Source organism: Micromonospora sp. NPDC005299, from assembly GCF_042872345.1.
In the GTDB taxonomy this organism is placed as follows: domain Bacteria; phylum Actinomycetota; class Actinomycetes; order Mycobacteriales; family Micromonosporaceae; genus Micromonospora.
Map to the genome: position 1 here is coordinate 138,551 of NZ_JBIAKG010000013.1, position 16,698 is coordinate 155,248.

Here is a 16,698-nt window from a genome sequence, read left to right on the forward strand (position 1 = left end):
CCTACGCTGTCACCCAGTTACACAACACTCCCTCAGTCGGCGATGCCGGTGAACGCGACCACGTGTTCCGCCCGCAGCCGGACCAGCAGCTCGCCGGGCACGGCGTTGCGCCGGCCGTACTCCTCGGCGCGCTCCGCGCCCATGTAGCGGGCGGCGATCCGGGTGGACCAGGGCAGCGACTCGACCGGGTCCTCGCTGATCGTCACCGGCCCCCGGACGGTGACGAAGGCGTAGGGCGGGTGCTCCTCGTCGACGGTCAGCGCGGCCCGGGGGTCGCGGGCCAGGTTGCGCCCCTTCACGCTGCCGCGGCCGGTGTTGAAGACGAGGTCGTCGCCGTCGAGCACGAACCAGATCGGGGCCACGTGCGGGGAGCCGTCGGCTCGCACGGTGGCGAGCTTCCCCGTCCGGGTGCCGGCGGTGAGGAAGGCCCGCCACTGGTCGTCGCTCATCCGCTGCGCCATGCGGCCATTCTGACCCACCACCCCGACGCCTCCGGCCGGTGCCCCGCTCCCAGCCAGTTCACAGCCGCGTGACCTGTCCGACCCGCCGGGCCCGGCATAGCCTGGACCGGCCCGCCACCCGTACTGACCTGGGAGAACCCACGGTGTCGTACCCCCTCACCGCCGGACCGGCCGGTCCGGTCCCGCCGCGCCGGTCCGCGCGACGGCCCTGGCCGCGCTGGGCCCGGTGGTGCGTGGCGGTCGGCACCACGCTGATGACGCTGAGCGGCGTGGCGCTGGGCGGCAGCGCCTACCTGCTGCACGCGGCGACGGGCGAGGTCACCCAGCAGAACCTCCTCGGCGCCGCGGCCGCGCCCACCGAGCAGCACCGGTCGATCACCGGCGCGAAGAACATCCTGCTCGTCGGGGTCGACACCCGCCCGAACCAGGACCCCAGCCAGCTCACCCGCGCCGACTCGATCATGCTGCTGCACATCCCGGCCGACCACACCCAGGCGTACCTGGTCTCGCTGCCCCGGGACTCGCTGGTCACCATCCCCGCGTACGACAACGGGGCGACGCCGTACCGCGGCGGGCAGAACAAGATCAACGCCGCCTTCGCGTTCGGCAGCCGGGGACTGACCGGCTCCGCGGCGCTCTCGCACGGCTTCGAACTGCTGGCGCTGACCGTCCGCGACCTGACCGGCATCACCCCCGACGCCGGCGGGATCATCGACTTCCAGGGCTTCAAGCAGATCGTCCAGGTGCTCGGCCACGTCTGCATGTACGTCGACGAGACCACCACCTCGATCCACGTCGGGCACGACGCCGCCGGCAAGCCGGCCGGGCCGTACGCGATCAACCCGGACGGGACGGTGAACCACCGCATCCCCGGCGTCACCCCGAACGTCTACACCAAGGGCCAGCACTGCCTCGACCCGGCGCAGGCGCTGGACTTCGTCCGGCAGCGGGACCTGCTGGCGAACCACGACTTCGACTACGGCCGGCAGCGCCACCAGCAGCAGTTCGTCAAGGCGGTGCTCGCCCAGGTGGTCAGCCAGGGGCTGAACTCGCCGACGAAACTGCCCGGGCTGCTGTCGGCGGTGGGCCGGACGATGACCGTGGACGACGGCGGCATCCCGCTCGCCGACTGGGCCTTCGCCATGCGCGGCGTCCGTCCCGACGCGATCACCACGCTCAAGACCAACGGCGGCACCTTCAACAGCCGTACCGTGCCGGGCGTCGGCAGCGCCGAGATCCTCAGCCCGACCAGCGTGCAACTGCTGCACGCGGTACGCGACGACACCGTCGCCGCGTTCGTCGCGGCCCATCCGGACTGGGTGGCCGACTCCGGCCCGGCGTCCTCGACGCACTGACCCCGGCCCGGCAGGTGCCCGAGCCGGGGCCTCGATCGGGACGCTCCCGTCAGGCGCGCGGCGCGGCCACGGCGGCCTGGGCGTCGACGACGCCCCAGCCGTACAGCGGCGTGTAGACGCCGCGCAGCCCGGCGACCGGAGTCCGGGCGGTCGACATGAGCACCGCGTACACGTTGGCCACGCTGCGCCCCTGGGCGGCGAGCAGCGCCGCCACCCCGGACACGTACGGCGTGGCCATCGACGTGCCGGCGTAGGCGTCGTAGTCGCCCTGCCCGCAGGTGGCCGCGCCGGCGCCCACCGGGACGGTGGACCAGATGTCGTCGTCGCAGTTGACCAGGCCGGCGCCGCCGGGCGCGGCGACGGCCTTCAGGTCGGCCTTGACACCCAGGTTCGAGTACCACGCCTTGACCTCGTTGCGGTCGGTGGCGGTGACGCAGAGGGCCCCGGCCTCCCAGGCCGGGGTGTCGCACAGCGGCGCGGTCTCGTTGCCGGCGGCCGCGATGACGGCGACGCCCTTGGCCTGCGCGTACGCGATGGCCTCGGTCGCCGCGGCCTCCAGGCCGGTGATGGTGAGGACCTGGCTGCCGGGCAGTGCGCCGAGGCTGAGGTTGACCACCTTGGCGCCGTGGTCGGCCGCGTAGCGGATGCCCGCGGCGATGTCGGCGAAGCTGCCGCTGCCCGCCTCCAGCACCTTGATCGGCATGATCTTCGCATCGCGGGCGACGCCGGCGACACCGACGCCGTTGCCCGTGGCCGCGGCGGCGATACCGGCCACGTGGGTGCCGTGCTCGTCGCCGGCGTCGGGCACGCCGTTGGGGCCGCGCCAGTCGCCGTTGCCGCACGATGCCGGACCGCAGTCGACGAAGGTCGCGCCGGGGACGAGCTTGGCGGCCAGGTCCGGGTGGCCGAGGTCGACGCCGGTGTCCACCACCGCGATGACGACGCCCGCTCCCGTGCTGGTCGCCCAAGCCTGCTCGGCGTGGATCTGCCGCAGGCCCCACTGCTTGTCGTACAACGGATCGTTGACGGCCGCCTGGGCGGGCGTCGCCGCGGCCGCCACCAGTGCGGTGACCATCGCGGTGCCGGCGAGTAACCGGGTGAACGACATCTGATCTCCCTTCCCCACGGACAGCACTTCATCTATGGATCGGGGATGGGGCGCGAAACGCAACAGCGGTGGAATCGCCCGACCGGCCCTGGCGTGACGCGGGCGTGACGGCAGGGCGACGGCTCCGCGGGACCCTCGGCGGCGTGAGCAGCTTCCCGGGCAGTCCGCGTACCCTGCGCGGCGCCATCATCGCGGTCGACCCGCTGGGGCCGCTGTCCCGGGTGGTGGTGTTCCAGTACAACCCGGACCAGGTGCAGCGCACCATCGCCCCGCGGTCGGGCGGGGAGTCCGGGCAGCGCGCCGCCGACGCGCACCGGGCCTGGGGCGCGCCCACCGAGACGATCACCATGACGGTCGACGTCGACGCCGCCGACCAGTTGGAGAGCGGCGACCCGGTCGCCGCCACCGTGGGTGTCCTGCCCCAGCTGTCGGTGCTGGAGATGCTGCTGCACCCGGGCAGCGTCCGGGTGATCGCCAACTCGGTGCTGCTGGCCGCCGGGACCATCGAGATCCTGCCGGTGGAGCTGCCCATGGCGGTGCTGGTCTGGGGGCCGGCCCGGGTGGTGCCGGTGCGGATCACCCAGCTCGGCGTCACCGAGCAGGCGTTCAACCCGGCGCTGAGCCCGATCCGGGCCACCGTGGACGTCTCCGCCCAGGTGCTCACCTACGACGACCTGTCGCTGACCGACGTCGGCTACGGGCTCTACCTCGCGCACCTGGTCGCCAAGGAGGTTCTCGCCGTGGTGGGCGCGGTCTCCGGCGCCGTCGACGCCGTCACCGACCTGGCCGGAGCGTGACATGACCGGGCGCTACGACTCCGTACCCGTCGCCGGAACGACCGTGCCCGACGGCGCCGGCGGCCTGCGCGAGGTGCGCTACCTGCGGCGGCGGCCGCTGCCGGAGCTGCGCGACGTGCGGGCCGCCGCCACCCACCGGGTGACCGCCGGCGACCGGCTCGACCTGGTCAGCCACCGGTACCTGGGCGACGCGACCGCGTGGTGGCGGATCGCCGACGCCAACGGGGCGCTCGACCCGGAGGCGCTGACCGGCCCGGACGCCGAGGGTGAGCTGATCGTCATCCCGCTGCCGGGGGTGTGAGGTGCTGCTCGGGTCCGGGCTGCGGCTCACCGTCCTGGCGGGACGGACCGTGCCGCTGCCGCTGTCGGTGGAGCTGGCCCAGCGGTGGCGCTCCACCCGGGTCACCGAGAGCGACGCCGAGCGCAGTGCCTTCTCGCTGGTCTTCGACGCCGGCCGGGCCGGCCCGCTGGCCGCGGTGGACAGCCCGTTCGGGCCGACCGGCCCGCTGGTCCCGTTCGCCCGGGTGGTGCTGGTGCTCACCTTCGGGGTGGTGCCGGTGGTGCTCTTCGACGGCATCGTCACCGAGACCCGGCTCGACCCGGGCACCGGCGCCGGGCGGGCCACCTTCACGGCCACCGGGGAGGACGTGGGCAACCTGCTCGACCGCGAGGACCGCGACGTCGAGCATCCGGCCCTCGACGACTACCTGACCGTGCTGAAGATCCTCGCCCCGTACGCGGCGCGCGGCATCCTGCCGAAGGCGCTGCCCGCCCCGGTCACCGACCCGCCGCTGCCGATCGACCGGATCCCCACCCAGCACGGCACCGACCTGGAGCACCTCGCGGAGCTCGCCGAGCGGCACGGCTACGTCACCTACGTCGACCCCGGCCCGGTGCCGGGGGTCAGCTCGTTCTACTGGGGACCGCCGGTGCGGCTCGGCCTGCCGCAGCCCGCGCTCGCGGTCGACCTGGGCTCGGACAGCAACGTGCGGGAGGTTTCCTTCCGCACCGAGGCGACCCGGCCCGCCACCGTCACCGGGGCGGTGCACGACCGGCGGACGGGGGCCACCCTGCCGGTCGCCGCGGTGGTGAGCACCCGGCCCCCGCTGGCCGCCGTGCCGTTCGCGCTGGCCAACGCCGGGGACGTGCGGCGGCGCCGGCTGCGCGAGGGCAGCAGCGACGCCGTCTCCGCGTTCGCCCGCGCGCAGGGCGAGGTGGACCGCGGCGCCGACGCGCTGGTCGCGGAGGGCGCCGCCGACGGCGCCCGGTACGGGGCGGTGCTGCGCCCGCGCGGCCTGGTCGGCATGCGCGGCGCCGGCTGGAGCCACGACGGCCTCTGGTACGTCCGCCAGGTGGAGCACGACCTGGCCTACGGCGGCTACCGGGTCGGCTTCACCCTGTCCCGGGACGGGCACGGCTCGATCACCCCCGCGCTGCCCCGGAGCCCGTCATGACCAACCGGGAGGAGCCGCGATGACCCGGCAGTTCTTCGGCGTCTACCGAGGCAAGGTGGAGCAGAACGTGGACCCGATGCTGCGCGGGCGGGTGCAGGTCTCCGTCCCGAAGGTGCTCGGCGACGGCCGGCTGGCCTGGGCCGAGCCGTGCGTGCCCTACGCCGGCAACGGCGTCGGCGGCTTCAACCTGCCGCCGGTGGGCGCCGCCGCCTGGGTGGCGTTCGAGGGCGGCAACCCCGACTACCCGGTCCTGCTGGGCTGCTACTGGCAGGTCGGCGAGTCGCCCGCGCCGGGGCTGCCGCAGCAGCGGGTGTTCCAGTCCGACTCGGTCAGCGTCACGGTCAGCGACCTGCCCATGGTGGGCGGTCTGACCATCGAGGTCGGGCCGCCGGCCGTGCTGATCCCGCTCAAGGTGGTGCTCGGCCCGGGCGGGATCGAACTGTCCACCGGCGCCACCAAGGTCGTCCTCGACGGCGTGCGGGTCTCGGTCAACGACGGCGCGCTGGAGGTGATGTGATGCCCGGACCCCTCGTGCACCAGGGCGCCGTGGTGATCTGCGCGCACGGCGGGCAGGCCATGCCCACCGTGCCCAACCCCCGGGTACGCGTCGGCGGGCAGGCCACCGTGCTGCTCGCCGCGCCATGGACGGTGGCGGCGTGCCCGTTCCCGCCGGTCTCCGGCGGCCCCTGCCTGACCAGCGTGTGGAGCGTCGGCAGCGTCCGGGTGCGCTCGATGGGGCAGCCCCTCGTGCTGGCCGGCGGCCTGGCCACCTGCGCGCCGACGGGGGTGCCGCTGGCGGTCACCGGCAGCCAGTTCCGGGCGGTGGCGACGTGATCCCCGGCCGGCACGTCGGCTTCCCGCTGCGCGTCGGCGGCCGGGGCCGCACCGCCCTGGTCGGCGACGAGGACTACCTGCGCGGGCTGGTCGAGGCGGTGCTCTTCACCCGCCCCGGCGAACGGGTCAACCGGCCCGACTTCGGCAGCGGCGTCGACCGGCTGGTCTTCGCCCCGGCCGGCGACGAACTGGCGCACGCCACCCGGGCGCTGGTGCACGGCGCCCTGCAACGCTGGCTCGGCGACCTCGTCCAGATCGACGACGTGCGGGTCGAGGCGGCGGACGCCCAGTTGCGGGTCACCGTCAGCTACGTGCCGCTGGTCGCCGGGGCGGCCGTCGGCGAGCGCCGCAGCCTCACCGTCGTGGGCGGCACCCCGTGACCGCGCCGCTGCTCGACCGGGAGGCCCGCCGGGCGCTCGTCGAGGGGGAGAGCGCCCTCGACGGGATCGACCACGTCGAGGTGCTGTCGAACCGGCCCGGCACCCCGGGCCACGTGCCCGGCGCGCCACGCCAGCGCACCCTCCTCGTGCACCTGCTGCGCGGCCCGGTCCCCGCCGACCTCGACGCCGGCCGGGTCCGCGTCCTCGGCGGGGTGCGGGTCGACCCGCGGGTCAACCCGGTGCGGGTGCTCTGGGCGTACCCGGCGAGCGTCGTGGCGGCCGGGCCGCCGCCGGGGGTGACCGCGGCCGACCGGACGCTGGTGACCGGGGCGGTGCCGGCGCCCGCGCGGGGCCGGGTGCTGGTGGTGCGCACCTCCTCCAGCGGGGACTGGTCCAGCTACCTGCTCACCCTCACCGGCCCGGGCGGCGAAGGCTTCCCCGCCGGCTTCGACGAGCCGCTGTCCACCTGCCCGTTCGCCTTCGCCGTCGACTGCCCCGACGAGCTGGACTGCCGGCCCGACGACGGCTGCCCGCCGGTGCCCGCCACCACCCCCGCCCTGGACTACCTGGCCCGCGACTACGCCGGGCTGCGCACCCGGCTGCTCGACCGGCTCGCCGTGCTGCTGCCCGGCTGGACCGACCGCAACCCGGCCGACCCGCTGGTCACCCTCGCCGAGCTGTTCGCGTACGTGGGGGACCGGCTCACCTACCGGCAGGACGCGATCGCCGCCGAGGCGCACCTGGCCACCGCGCGGCTGCGTCCGTCGGTACGCCGGCACGCCCGGCTGCTCGACTACCGGATGCAGGACGGCTGCGCCGCCCGGACCTGGCTGGCGTTCCGCACGGCCGCGGCGCTGACCCTGCCGGCGCGTACCCCGGTGGCCGGGGTCGAGGACCCGCTGCCGCCGGACGCGGGCGTGGCGGAGGCCGTGGACGCCGGCGCCACGGTCTTCGAGACCCTCGCCCCGGTGTCGCTGCGCCCGGCCCGCAACCAGCTCGACCTGCACGCCTGGGGCGACCCGGACGCCTGCCTGCCGGCCGGCGCGACGAGCGGCTGGCTGCGCCACCCGGCCGGCGGGGATCCGCAGCTGCGCGCCGGCGACGTGCTCGTCCTCGCGCCGGTCGACGAGACCGGGACCGTGGTGGGCGAGGAGGCGCGCCGGCAGGCGGTCCGGCTCGACCGGGACGCGGTCACCCGCGCCGACCCGCTCGCCCCCGCCGGCACGGTCGTCCGCGAGCTGCACTGGGCCGCCGAGGACGCCCTGACGGTCCCGCTGCCGGTGGCCCGCCGGGCCGCCGACGGCACCGCCGCACCGGCCGCCGTGGCCCTCGCCAACGTGGCGCTCGCCGAGCACGCCGCCGCGCTGCCCCCGCGCGGGCTGCTGCCGCCGCAGGCCACCGCCGACGGCCCGTACCGGCCCCGGCTGCCCACCGGGCGGCACCCGGTGGCCTGGACCGACGCGGTCGTGGACGGGCGCAGCGCCGCCGCCGCGCTGCGGCCGGATCCGCGCCGCGCGCTGCCCGCCGTGCTGCTCGACGACGGCAGCCGCACCTGGACACCGGTGCCGGACCTGCTGGCCAGCGGCCGGCTGGACCCGCACATGGTGGCCGAGCCGGAGACCACCGGCGTGCTGCGGCTGCGCACCGGCGACGGGATCAACGGCCGCCGGCCGGCGCCCGGCGCCACGCTCACCGCCTGGCCCCGCGTCGGCGGCGGCACCGCCGGCAACGTCGGCGCGGACGTGCTCACCGTCCTGCTGCCGACCCCGGCGTGGGCGGTGCCGGCCGGGGTGAGCGTCGGCAACCCGCTGCCGGCCACCGGCGGCGTCGACCCCGAGTCGGTCGACGAGGTGAAGGAGCTGGCCCCGTACGCGTTCCGCACCCAGCTGCGCGCGGTCACCAGCGCCGACCACGCCGCCACCGCCGAGGAGAACCCGGGCGTGCAGCGCGCGGTGGCCCGGCGCCGCTGGACCGGCTCCTGGTACGCCCAGGAGGTCACCCTCGATCCGGCGGCCCGCCGGGCCGGCGATCCCGCGCTCGCCGCCGAGGTGGCCGCCCTGCTCGACGTACGCCGGCTGGCCGGCACCGATGTGGAGCTGGCGCCGCCCGTGCACGTCCCGCTGGAGATCGTCCTCGGGATCTGCGTCGCCGATGGCCACCTCGCCGCCGACGTGGAACGCCGGCTGCGCGCCGAACTGTCCATCCGGGCGCTGCCCGACGGCCGGCTCGGCTTTCTCCACCCCGACCGGCTCACCTTCGGCCAGTCCCTGTACGTCTCCGACCTGGTCGCCGCCGTCATGGCCGTGCCCGGCGTCGGCTACGTCGAGGTGGCCGACGACGACGCCGCCGGCCTGCGGTTCCGCCGGCTCGGCCGGCCGCCCGCCGGGGAGGTGGCCCGCGGCCGGATCGACGCCGCCGCCCGCGAGGTGCTGCGCGCCGACAGCGACCCGAGCAACCCGGAGTACGGCCGGGTCGCCTTCCACCTGCGCGGTGGCGCGTGAGCTGCGGCTGCGGTGGCGGATGCGGGTGCGACCCCCTGCGCCCGCCCGCGCCCGAGGTGACCAACCCGCCGGGCCAGCCTGCCCTGGCCTGGCGGGTCGCCCCGCACAGCCACGCCCTGGCCCGGATGCGGGCCGCGCTGGCCGATCCGGGCCTGCCCGCCGGCGTGCGGGCGGTGGCCGGGCAGGACGCCGACGACCCGCTGCTGGCGCTGCTCGACGCCGCGGCGGTGATGACCGACGTGGTGTCGTTCTACACCGAGCGGATCGCGCAGGAGGCGTACCTGCGCACGGCCACCGAGCTGACCTCGGTGCGGCACCTCGCCGGCATGATCGGCTACCAGCCGCGCCCCGGCGTCGCCGCCGCCGCGGACATCGCCTTCGACGTGGAGGACGCGCCGGGCGCACCGCCGGAGGTGGACGTGCCGGCCGGCACCCCGGTGCAGTCGGTGCCCGGGCAGGGCGAACTGCCGCAGACCTTCGAGACCGGCGCCGACCTGCGCGCGTACGCGGCGTGGAACGCGATCCCCGGCGCCACGGCCGGGCCGCAGGACATCGACTTCGCTGCCGACGCGATCTGGCTGCGCGGCACCGCCCTCGGCGTGCGGGCCGGCGACGGGGTGCTGGTGGTCGGCGCCGAACGCCGCCGCTACGGGCGCACCCCCGCGCACAGCCGTGCCGCCGCCGACCGCCGGCGCGACGACGAGCGCTGGGACTTCCGCATCGTCACCGCCGTCGAGGAAGGCCCGCCCGGCCTGGCCGGCTGGACCCGGCTGGCCCTCGCCGAGCGGATCGGCTGGCGGCGGTCGAGTCCGCTGACCGCCGAGGAAGGCGTGCAGGTGCACGCCTTCGCCACCCGGACCAACCTGTTCGGCTGGAACGCGCCGATGGCGGGCCTGCTCGCCGGGAACGACCCGCCGCCGCCCGGCATCACCGACGGTGAGTGGGACGACATCGACAACCCGTTCCCACCCGGCCCCCCGGTCCCCGCCGACGTGGTCGAGGTCGACGGCGACCACCCCCGGATCGTGCCCGGCTCCTGGCTGCTGCTGGAGCGCCCCGACTACCGCGAGCTGTACGCCGTCGAGGCGGCCGACCCGGCCGGCGACTCCCGGTTCGCGGTCAGCGGCCGGACCACGCAGCTGCGCGTCGACATTACCGAGAACCTGGACACCTTCGGCCGCCGGGACACCCTGGTGCGCGGCGAGTCCCGGCCGCTGCCGGCGGCGGAGCGGCCCCTCGTGGAGCCGGTCGGCGGCCGGCGGCTCACCCTGGTCGCCACCGACCCGCCGCTGCCCGCCGGCCGGCGGGTGGTGGTCACCGGGTTTCCGCCCGGTGGCCCGCCCGCCGACCCGCTCGTCGCGGCGGCCACCGCGCCACCGCTCGCCGAGACCGCAGTGGTGCTGGCCTGCGCGGTCGACGCCGACGGCCGGACCATGACCGTCGACCTGGACCGCGACCTCACCCTGCGATACGACCCGCGCGGCCTGCGGGTGCGCGGCAACGTCGCCCCGGCCAGCCACGGCGAGACCGTCGTCCAGCCGCTCGGCAGCGGCGACCCCACGCTCGCGTTCCAGCGGATGCGCACCCGGCGCGGCCCGCTCACCCACGTCCGCGACGACAGCCCCGCCGGCGCCCGCAGCACCCTGGAGGTCCGGGTCGACGGGGTGCGCTGGGACCCGGTGCCCGCGCTGGACACCGCCGGCCCGCACGACCGGGTGCACACCGAGCGGCTCGACGACGAGGGCTTGGCCACGGTCACCACCGGCGACGGCCGGCACGGCGCCCGGCTGCCCGGCGGCGCGGAGAACGTCGTGGCCACCTACCGGGTCGGGGTCGGCGGCGCCGGCGCGGTCCGAGCCGGCCAGCTCAGCATCCTGCCCCGCCGCCCGTACGGGGTGCGGGCCGCCGGCAACCCCGCACCGGCCGGCGACTGGGCCGACCCGGAGCAGCTCGACGCGGCCCGGGCGCACGCCCCGCTGCGGATCCGCACCCTGGACCGGGCGGTCTCGGTGGCCGACCACGAGGACTTCGCGGCCGGCTTCGCCGGGGTCACCCTGGCCCGCGCCGACGACGTCTGGGACGGCCGGGAGCAGGTGGTCGTCGTCTCCGCGCTCGGCGCCGCGGCCGGTGGCGGGGCCGCCCCGGCCGGGCCGGAGCTGCTCGCCGCGCTGCGCGCCGCCCTGGTGGCCGCCCGGGATCCGGGCACCCGGCTCGCCGTGCTCGCCGGCGAGACCGTCCCCTTCGGACTGCACGTCGACCTCGCGCACGACCCGGCGTACCCGCGCGCCGACGTGGAGGCCGCCGTGCGTGCCGCCCTCGCGGCCGCGTACACGCCACCGGCGCTGGGCTTCGCCACCGGCGTGGTGGCCTCCCGCGCGCTGGTCACCGTCCGGGCGGTGCCCGGGGTGCGCGCCTGCACCCTGCCCCGGCTCGCCGCGCCGACCGGCGGCGCCGCCGTCGACCTGCTGGCCGCGCTGCCCGGCCGGTTCGCCGGCACGCTGCGCCCCGCCCAGGTGCTCACCCTCGCCGAGGCGACGATCGGGGTGATGTCATGACCGAACCCGCCCTGCGCCGCCTGCTCGACCTGGTCCCGGTGCACCTGCTCGCCCGCGACGCCCAGGCCGACGGCGGCACCGGCCCGCTCACCGCGCTGCTCGCCGCGGTGGCCGGCGAACTGGAGCTGCTGGAGGCCGACCTCGACCGGCTGCACGACGGGTTCTTCGTCGAGACCTGCGCCGAGTGGCTGGTGCCGTACCTCGCCGACCTGGTCGGCCTCGCCGAACTGCCCCCCGACCTCGGGGTCACCGTCAGCCGGCGGGCCCTGGTCGCCAACACCGTCGCCTACCGCCGCCGCAAGGGCACCGTGGCCGTGCTGGAACAGGTCGCCCGGGACGTCACCGGCTGGCCGGCCCGCGCCGTCGAGCACCACCCGCTGCTGGTGGGCGCCACCCACGTCAACCACGTCCGCCCCGACCGGCCGGCCACCGTCTCGCTGCGCGGCGCCGCCCGCATCGAGGCCGCCGCCGTGGTCAGCCCACCCGGGCCGCGCGGCGCCCTCGACCCCCTCACCCACACCGCCGAGGTACGCCGCATCCCGACCCGCCGCGGCCGCTACGGCATCGACCACGTGGCCGTGCACCTGTTCCCGACCCAGGCGTACGAGGTGGGCGCCCCCGAGGCCGACCCGCCGGCCGGCCCGAACGGCGGCTGGTCCGCCGCCCGCGCGGCCGGTGACCACTGGACGTTCGACCCGCTCGGCCGGGCCGTGCCCCTGTACGCCCCGCCCCGCCGCGAGGAGACCGTCGAACGGCTCGCCACCGAGGCGGACCTGCCCGTGCCGCTGCGCCCGCGCCGGCTGCTCGACCTGCTCGGGCAGGCCCGGGCCGGCGCCCCGGCGGCGACCGCGCTGCCGCTGGGCGTACGGCTGCGGGTCGGCGGCGTCGACCAGCCCGACCTGACCCCCGACCGGATCCGGGTCTGCCACCTGGAGGACCTGGCCCCCGGGGCGGCGCCGCAGGTGATGGTCGACCCGGTGGCCGGCCGGCTGCGGGTTTACGCGCCGGCCGCCCCCGACGCGGTATTCGTCCGCTACGCCCACGGCGGCCTCGCCGACGTGGGCGCCGGCACCTACGACCGCACGGCCGCCCACGAGACGCTGCTCGCCACCGACCCCGGCGCCCCGGTCACCGCCGACGGCCCGGACGCCCCGCCCGCCGCCGGCCAGACCGAGGTGTGCTCCGGCGCGCCCGCCCCCGTCGGCAGCGTGCCCACCCTCGCCGCCGGCCTGGCCGCGGCCGAGGCGTCCTGGGCGGCACCCGGCAGCCCCACCCGCGGCGGCACGTACGTGGTCTCGGTCGCCGACAGCGCCACCTACCCCGGGGACGTGACGGTCACCGTGCCCGCCGGCACCCGGCTGGTGCTGGTCGCGGCCGGCTGGCCGACCCGCCGGCTCCCGGACGGCGAGGTGCTCGCCCCCGTCCCCGGCCGGTACGCCCCCGACGGGCTGCGCCCGCACCTGCACGGCAACCTGCGGATCACCGGCGAGCCGGGCAGCAGCGTCATCGTCGACGGGCTGCTCGTCGAGGGCGACCTCGTCGTCGCCCCCGGCCAGCTCGGTCACCTCACCGTCGCGCACGCCACGGTCACCGGCGCGGTCCGGGTCGAGTCGGCCGCCGGCCGGCCCAACAGCCGGCTCCAACTCCGGCTCAGCCGGGTGGTGGCCGGCGCGGTCACGCTCGCCGCCACCGTGCCGATGGCCACCGTGGACACCTGCGTGCTGGACGCCACCACCGGCGGCGGGACCGCGCTGGCCGGCGAGGGCGTGCATGCCTGCCTGGAGGGCAGCACCGTGCGCGGCGCGGTCCGGGTCCGCAGCCTCGACGCGAGCAGCTGCGTGCTCGACGGGCCGGTGGAGGTGGCCCACCGGCAGGTCGGCTGCCTGCGGTTCAGCTACGTCGCCCCCGGCTCGCGCACCCCGCGGCGCTACCGCTGCGTGCCGGGCGACGGCGACCCCGGCCCGCTCCCGGTGTACGCGGCCACCGACCCGGCCTCGCCCGCGTACCCGGCCCTCGCCGGGTCCTGCCCGTTGTCCATTCGGGAGGGCGGCGAGGACCGGGGCGAGCCGGGCGTGCACCACCACCTCAGGCGACCGTTGCGGCTCCGGGCGGCGCAGCGGCAGCTCGACCCCTACCGGCCGGTCGGCATCGAGCTCGGGATCTTCGGGAGTTGACGTGCACGGAGACTTCACCCGCTGGACATTCGACCCGCGCGACGGCTACCGCCAGGTGCTGTTGCAGCAGGGTCGGATGCTGCTCGACGCCGAGTGGAACGAGCAGACGAAGATCACCGCCTGGCACGACGAGGAGCGGACCCGCGACATCGTCGGCGCGGCCGGCGGACCGCTCGACGGGGCCGGCTTCGCCGTGGTGGACACCGCGGGCGCCAGCCCCGCCGCGACCGCCTGGGCGGACCTGCGGATCACCCCCGGCCGCTACTACGTGGACGGGGTGCTGGTCGACGGCGCTCCACCGGCCGGCGGCGGGGCCGGGCACAAGCTCGCCGACCAGCCCTACCTGCCCAAGGTCGGCGACCTGCCCGGGCTGCCCGAGCCGACCGCCGACGGCCGGTACGCCGTCCTGCTCGACGTCGCCGACCAGCACGTCACCGCCGACCAGGCGCCCCGGCTGCGGGAGGCCGCCCTCGGCGGCCCGGACACCACCACCCGGGCCCGCACCGTCTGGCAGGTCCGGTTGGTCAAGGTGGCCGCCGGTACGGCCTGCGCCGACGTGGTCGACCCGGTGTGGGGCGACCGGACCGCCCCGACCATGACCGCCGCGCTGCGTGAGGTGGACCCGACCGCCGACCCATGCCGCCTCAGCGGCTCCGGCGGCTACCGGCGGCTGGAGAACCAGCTCTACCGGGTCCAGGTGCACGAGGTGGCCGGCGACGGCACCGCCCGCTACGTCTACTCGCGGGAGAACGGCAGCGTGGTGGCCCGGCTGACCGCCATCGGCCCACCCTCGGCCGCCGCGGCGGCCGCCGGGATGGACGCCGAGCTGAGCCTGGACCGGGTCGGCCGGGACGAGGAACTGTCCTTCCGGGAGGGTGACCTGGTCGAGGTGACCAGCCCCGACCGGGAGCTGCACGGCCGGCCCGGCCACCTGGCCACCGCCGGGGCCCCGGACGGGACGGCGCTGCCGGTGACGTGGGCCGCCGGCGCCCCGGCCAGTCTCGCCGCGCTCGGCCGCACCCCGATCGTCCGCCGCTGGGACGGCCCGGCCCAGGTCGCCAACGCCAGCCCCGACGAACTGGACGACGCCGGCATCGAGGTGCGCTTCGGCGCCGGTGACTTCCGCGTCGGCGACCACTGGCTGATCCCGGCCCGCACGGTCCGCCTGGTCTACGGCGTCAGCGCCCTCTCCGGCACCATCGACTGGCCCACCGACGACCTCGGCAACGCCCTCGCCCGCCCGCCGCTGGGGCCGGTGCACCACGTCGCGGTGCTCGGCATCATCCGCCGCACCACCGTCGGCGGCGCCGGCCGCTGGGCGCTCGACGAGGACTGCCGCCGGCTCACCCCGCCCCTGACCGACCTGGTCACCCTCGACCTGTTCGGCGGCGACGGGCAGCAGGCCCCACCCGGCCAGCCGCTGCCCGAGCCGGTGCGGGTGGTGGTCCGCAACGGCGGCCGCCCCGTGCACCGCGCCCGGGTCCGGTTCACCGCCGTCGACGGACACCTGGCCACCGGCGTACCCACCGCCGCCGCCCCGGCGCAGGTGGTCCTGGAGACCGACGCCCGGGGCCAGGTCGACGTGCGGTGGCTGCTGCCCAGCACCGGCCCGACCACCCGGGTGCTCACCGCGGTCCGGCTCGACGACGCCGACGCCCCGGTCGACGCCGAGGTCCGGGTCACCGGCCGCCGCGACGAGGGCGGCACCGTCTGCCTGGTGGTCCGCCCCGAGACCGACCTGGTGCAACTGTTCGCCGACCTGTCCGGGGTCACCGCGCTGGCGCTCTGCCTGACCGCGGGGGAGTGGACGCTGAGCGAGCCGGCGGTGCTCTCCGGGGTGTCCTGCGTGCTGGTCACCGGGGTCGGCTCCGCCACCCGGATCGTCTCCGCCGCCGAGTCGGCGCTGCGTTTCGAGGACTGCGGCGAGGTGCAGGTCCGCGACCTGTCCGTGGCGGCGGTGCCGGCCGAGAGCGACCAGCGCAACGGCGCCCTCGACGTGCGGCGCACCGGCCTGGTGCTGGTGGAACGGGTCCAGGCCGAGATGGGTGACGCCCCGGCCGCCGTGGCGAGCGGGATCACCGTCCGCGGCGACGACACCGAGGGCGGCCGGCCGGTGGAGCGCGCCGTGGTCCGGGACTGCCGGGTCGAGGCGGGCCACGCGCAGACCGGCGTGCTGGTGCTGAACAGCCGGCGCACCGACGTGACCGGCTGCGACGTGCTGGCCACCGCCGATCCGGGCGCCGACCCGGAGAAGCGGTTCCTCGAGTGGCTCAGCGACCCTCGCTTCGCCCGGCGGATCGCCCGGCGGGCCGTGCACCCGCTGCTCGCCGGGGAGGACGTGCTCGGCCTGCGGCGCGGCTGGTCGTCGCTCGTGGAGACCCGCAACCTGCGGTTCGGCTCCGAGATCGACGACTCGAAGGGCTGGACCGCGTACCTCGGCGACCAGGAGGTCAAGACCGTCGAGGAACTCCAGGACGTGGTCCGCGATGACCTGGTCCGGCACAACCCGGACTCCCGGTTCTTCGACGAGCGGACCCGGTTCGCCGCCTGGCTGCGCCGGGTCGCCGAGGACTTCGCCACCGAGGCCACGGCCACCGCCGGCATCACTGTCGCCGGGACCACCGCCGCTGACGTGCGGGTCCGCGACAACACCGTCGCGGGCGCGCTCACCGGCATCAGCGTCGCCCTGGGCGACCCCGACGAGCAGCGCGAGACGGTACGCCGGGCGTGGATCACCGGCAACACGATCGCCCCGCCGGCGCGGGCCGCCACCGCCTTCCTGCACCAGGGGGTGTACGTCGGGGACTGCCACCGCCTCGACGTGTCGTCCAACGCAGTCGACCTGGCCGACGGCAAACCCGGATACCCGGTGCAGGGCCTGCTCTGCGCCGGCCGGCTCGGCCCGCACGCGGTCGCCGCCGCGAACACGTTCGACGGCACCGTGCTCGGCATCCGCGCGGTTCCCGGCCCGTCGGGCTCGCCCGCGCTGTGGGTGGCGCGCGACAATGTCTGCACCACCGGCCCGGCGCTGGTCGACGGCACCGGGTCGTGGCGCGACGAGGGGAACGTGAGCGCTTGA

Annotated in this window: 13 protein-coding genes; 11 read left to right on the forward strand and 2 right to left on the reverse strand. The window is 76.8% G+C overall.

From position 1 onward, the window contains the following. Positions 1-32: 32 nt before the first annotated feature. On the reverse strand, positions 33-461 hold the full coding sequence (locus tag ACFYPD_RS29265) for a PPOX class F420-dependent oxidoreductase (RefSeq protein ID WP_387120353.1): 429 nt from the start codon (positions 459-461) through the stop codon (positions 33-35). Between the two features lie 143 nt (positions 462-604). On the opposite strand from ACFYPD_RS29265, the gene ACFYPD_RS29270 reads away from it, so the two are divergent. Continuing rightward, the gene (locus tag ACFYPD_RS29270; protein WP_387120356.1) at positions 605-1,816 is read left to right on the forward strand and encodes an LCP family protein; all 1,212 of its coding nucleotides are present in this window, start codon (positions 605-607) and stop codon (positions 1,814-1,816) included. Between the two features lie 49 nt (positions 1,817-1,865). Here ACFYPD_RS29270 and ACFYPD_RS29275 read toward each other — a convergent pair whose 3' ends face one another. Then, positions 1,866-2,924, reverse strand: coding sequence for a S8 family serine peptidase (locus ACFYPD_RS29275; protein ID WP_387120359.1), 1,059 nt, complete (start codon positions 2,922-2,924; stop codon positions 1,866-1,868). 143 nt (positions 2,925-3,067) lie between these two features. Here ACFYPD_RS29275 and ACFYPD_RS29280 point away from each other — a divergent pair, with 143 nt between their 5' ends. Genes ACFYPD_RS29280 through ACFYPD_RS29325 form a run of 10 tightly spaced genes read left to right on the forward strand, consistent with a single transcriptional unit; the run spans position 3,068 to position 16,698 of the window. Continuing rightward, positions 3,068-3,721 (forward strand): hypothetical protein, encoded by a 654-nt coding sequence (locus ACFYPD_RS29280; protein WP_387120362.1) that lies wholly within the window; start codon positions 3,068-3,070, stop codon positions 3,719-3,721. Between the two features lies 1 nt (position 3,722). Beyond that, positions 3,723-4,022, forward strand: coding sequence for a LysM domain-containing protein (locus ACFYPD_RS29285; RefSeq protein ID WP_387120365.1), 300 nt, complete (start codon positions 3,723-3,725; stop codon positions 4,020-4,022). Position 4,023: 1 nt separating this feature from the next. Then, entirely contained in the window at positions 4,024-5,175 is a 1,152-nt protein-coding gene (locus tag ACFYPD_RS29290) for a hypothetical protein (protein ID WP_387120367.1), read from the forward strand. Between the two features lie 19 nt (positions 5,176-5,194). After that, entirely contained in the window at positions 5,195-5,692 is a 498-nt protein-coding gene (locus tag ACFYPD_RS29295; RefSeq protein WP_387120370.1) for a phage baseplate assembly protein V, read from the forward strand. Beyond that, a complete protein-coding gene (locus ACFYPD_RS29300; RefSeq protein WP_387120372.1) occupies positions 5,692-6,009 on the forward strand; it encodes a hypothetical protein in 318 nt (105 codons plus the stop codon). The genes ACFYPD_RS29295 and ACFYPD_RS29300 overlap by 1 nt, the downstream gene beginning before the upstream one ends. After that, positions 6,006-6,389, forward strand: a complete 384-nt coding sequence (locus ACFYPD_RS29305) for a GPW/gp25 family protein (protein ID WP_387120375.1) — start codon at positions 6,006-6,008, stop codon at positions 6,387-6,389. Before ACFYPD_RS29300 ends, ACFYPD_RS29305 begins: the two co-directional genes overlap by 4 nt. After that, positions 6,386-8,890 (forward strand): putative baseplate assembly protein, encoded by a 2,505-nt coding sequence (locus tag ACFYPD_RS29310; RefSeq protein WP_387120377.1) that lies wholly within the window; start codon positions 6,386-6,388, stop codon positions 8,888-8,890. The genes ACFYPD_RS29305 and ACFYPD_RS29310 overlap by 4 nt, the downstream gene beginning before the upstream one ends. A gap of 56 nt (positions 8,891-8,946) precedes the next feature. After that, positions 8,947-11,445 carry a baseplate J/gp47 family protein gene (locus tag ACFYPD_RS29315; protein ID WP_387120380.1) on the forward strand — a complete coding sequence of 833 codons (2,499 nt, stop codon included), beginning with the start codon at positions 8,947-8,949 and terminating at the stop codon, positions 11,443-11,445. Next, a complete protein-coding gene (locus tag ACFYPD_RS29320; protein ID WP_387120383.1) occupies positions 11,442-13,619 on the forward strand; it encodes a phage tail protein in 2,178 nt (725 codons plus the stop codon). Before ACFYPD_RS29315 ends, ACFYPD_RS29320 begins: the two co-directional genes overlap by 4 nt. Before the next feature lies 1 nt (position 13,620). Next, positions 13,621-16,698, forward strand: coding sequence for a DUF6519 domain-containing protein (locus tag ACFYPD_RS29325; protein ID WP_387120386.1), 3,078 nt, complete (start codon positions 13,621-13,623; stop codon positions 16,696-16,698).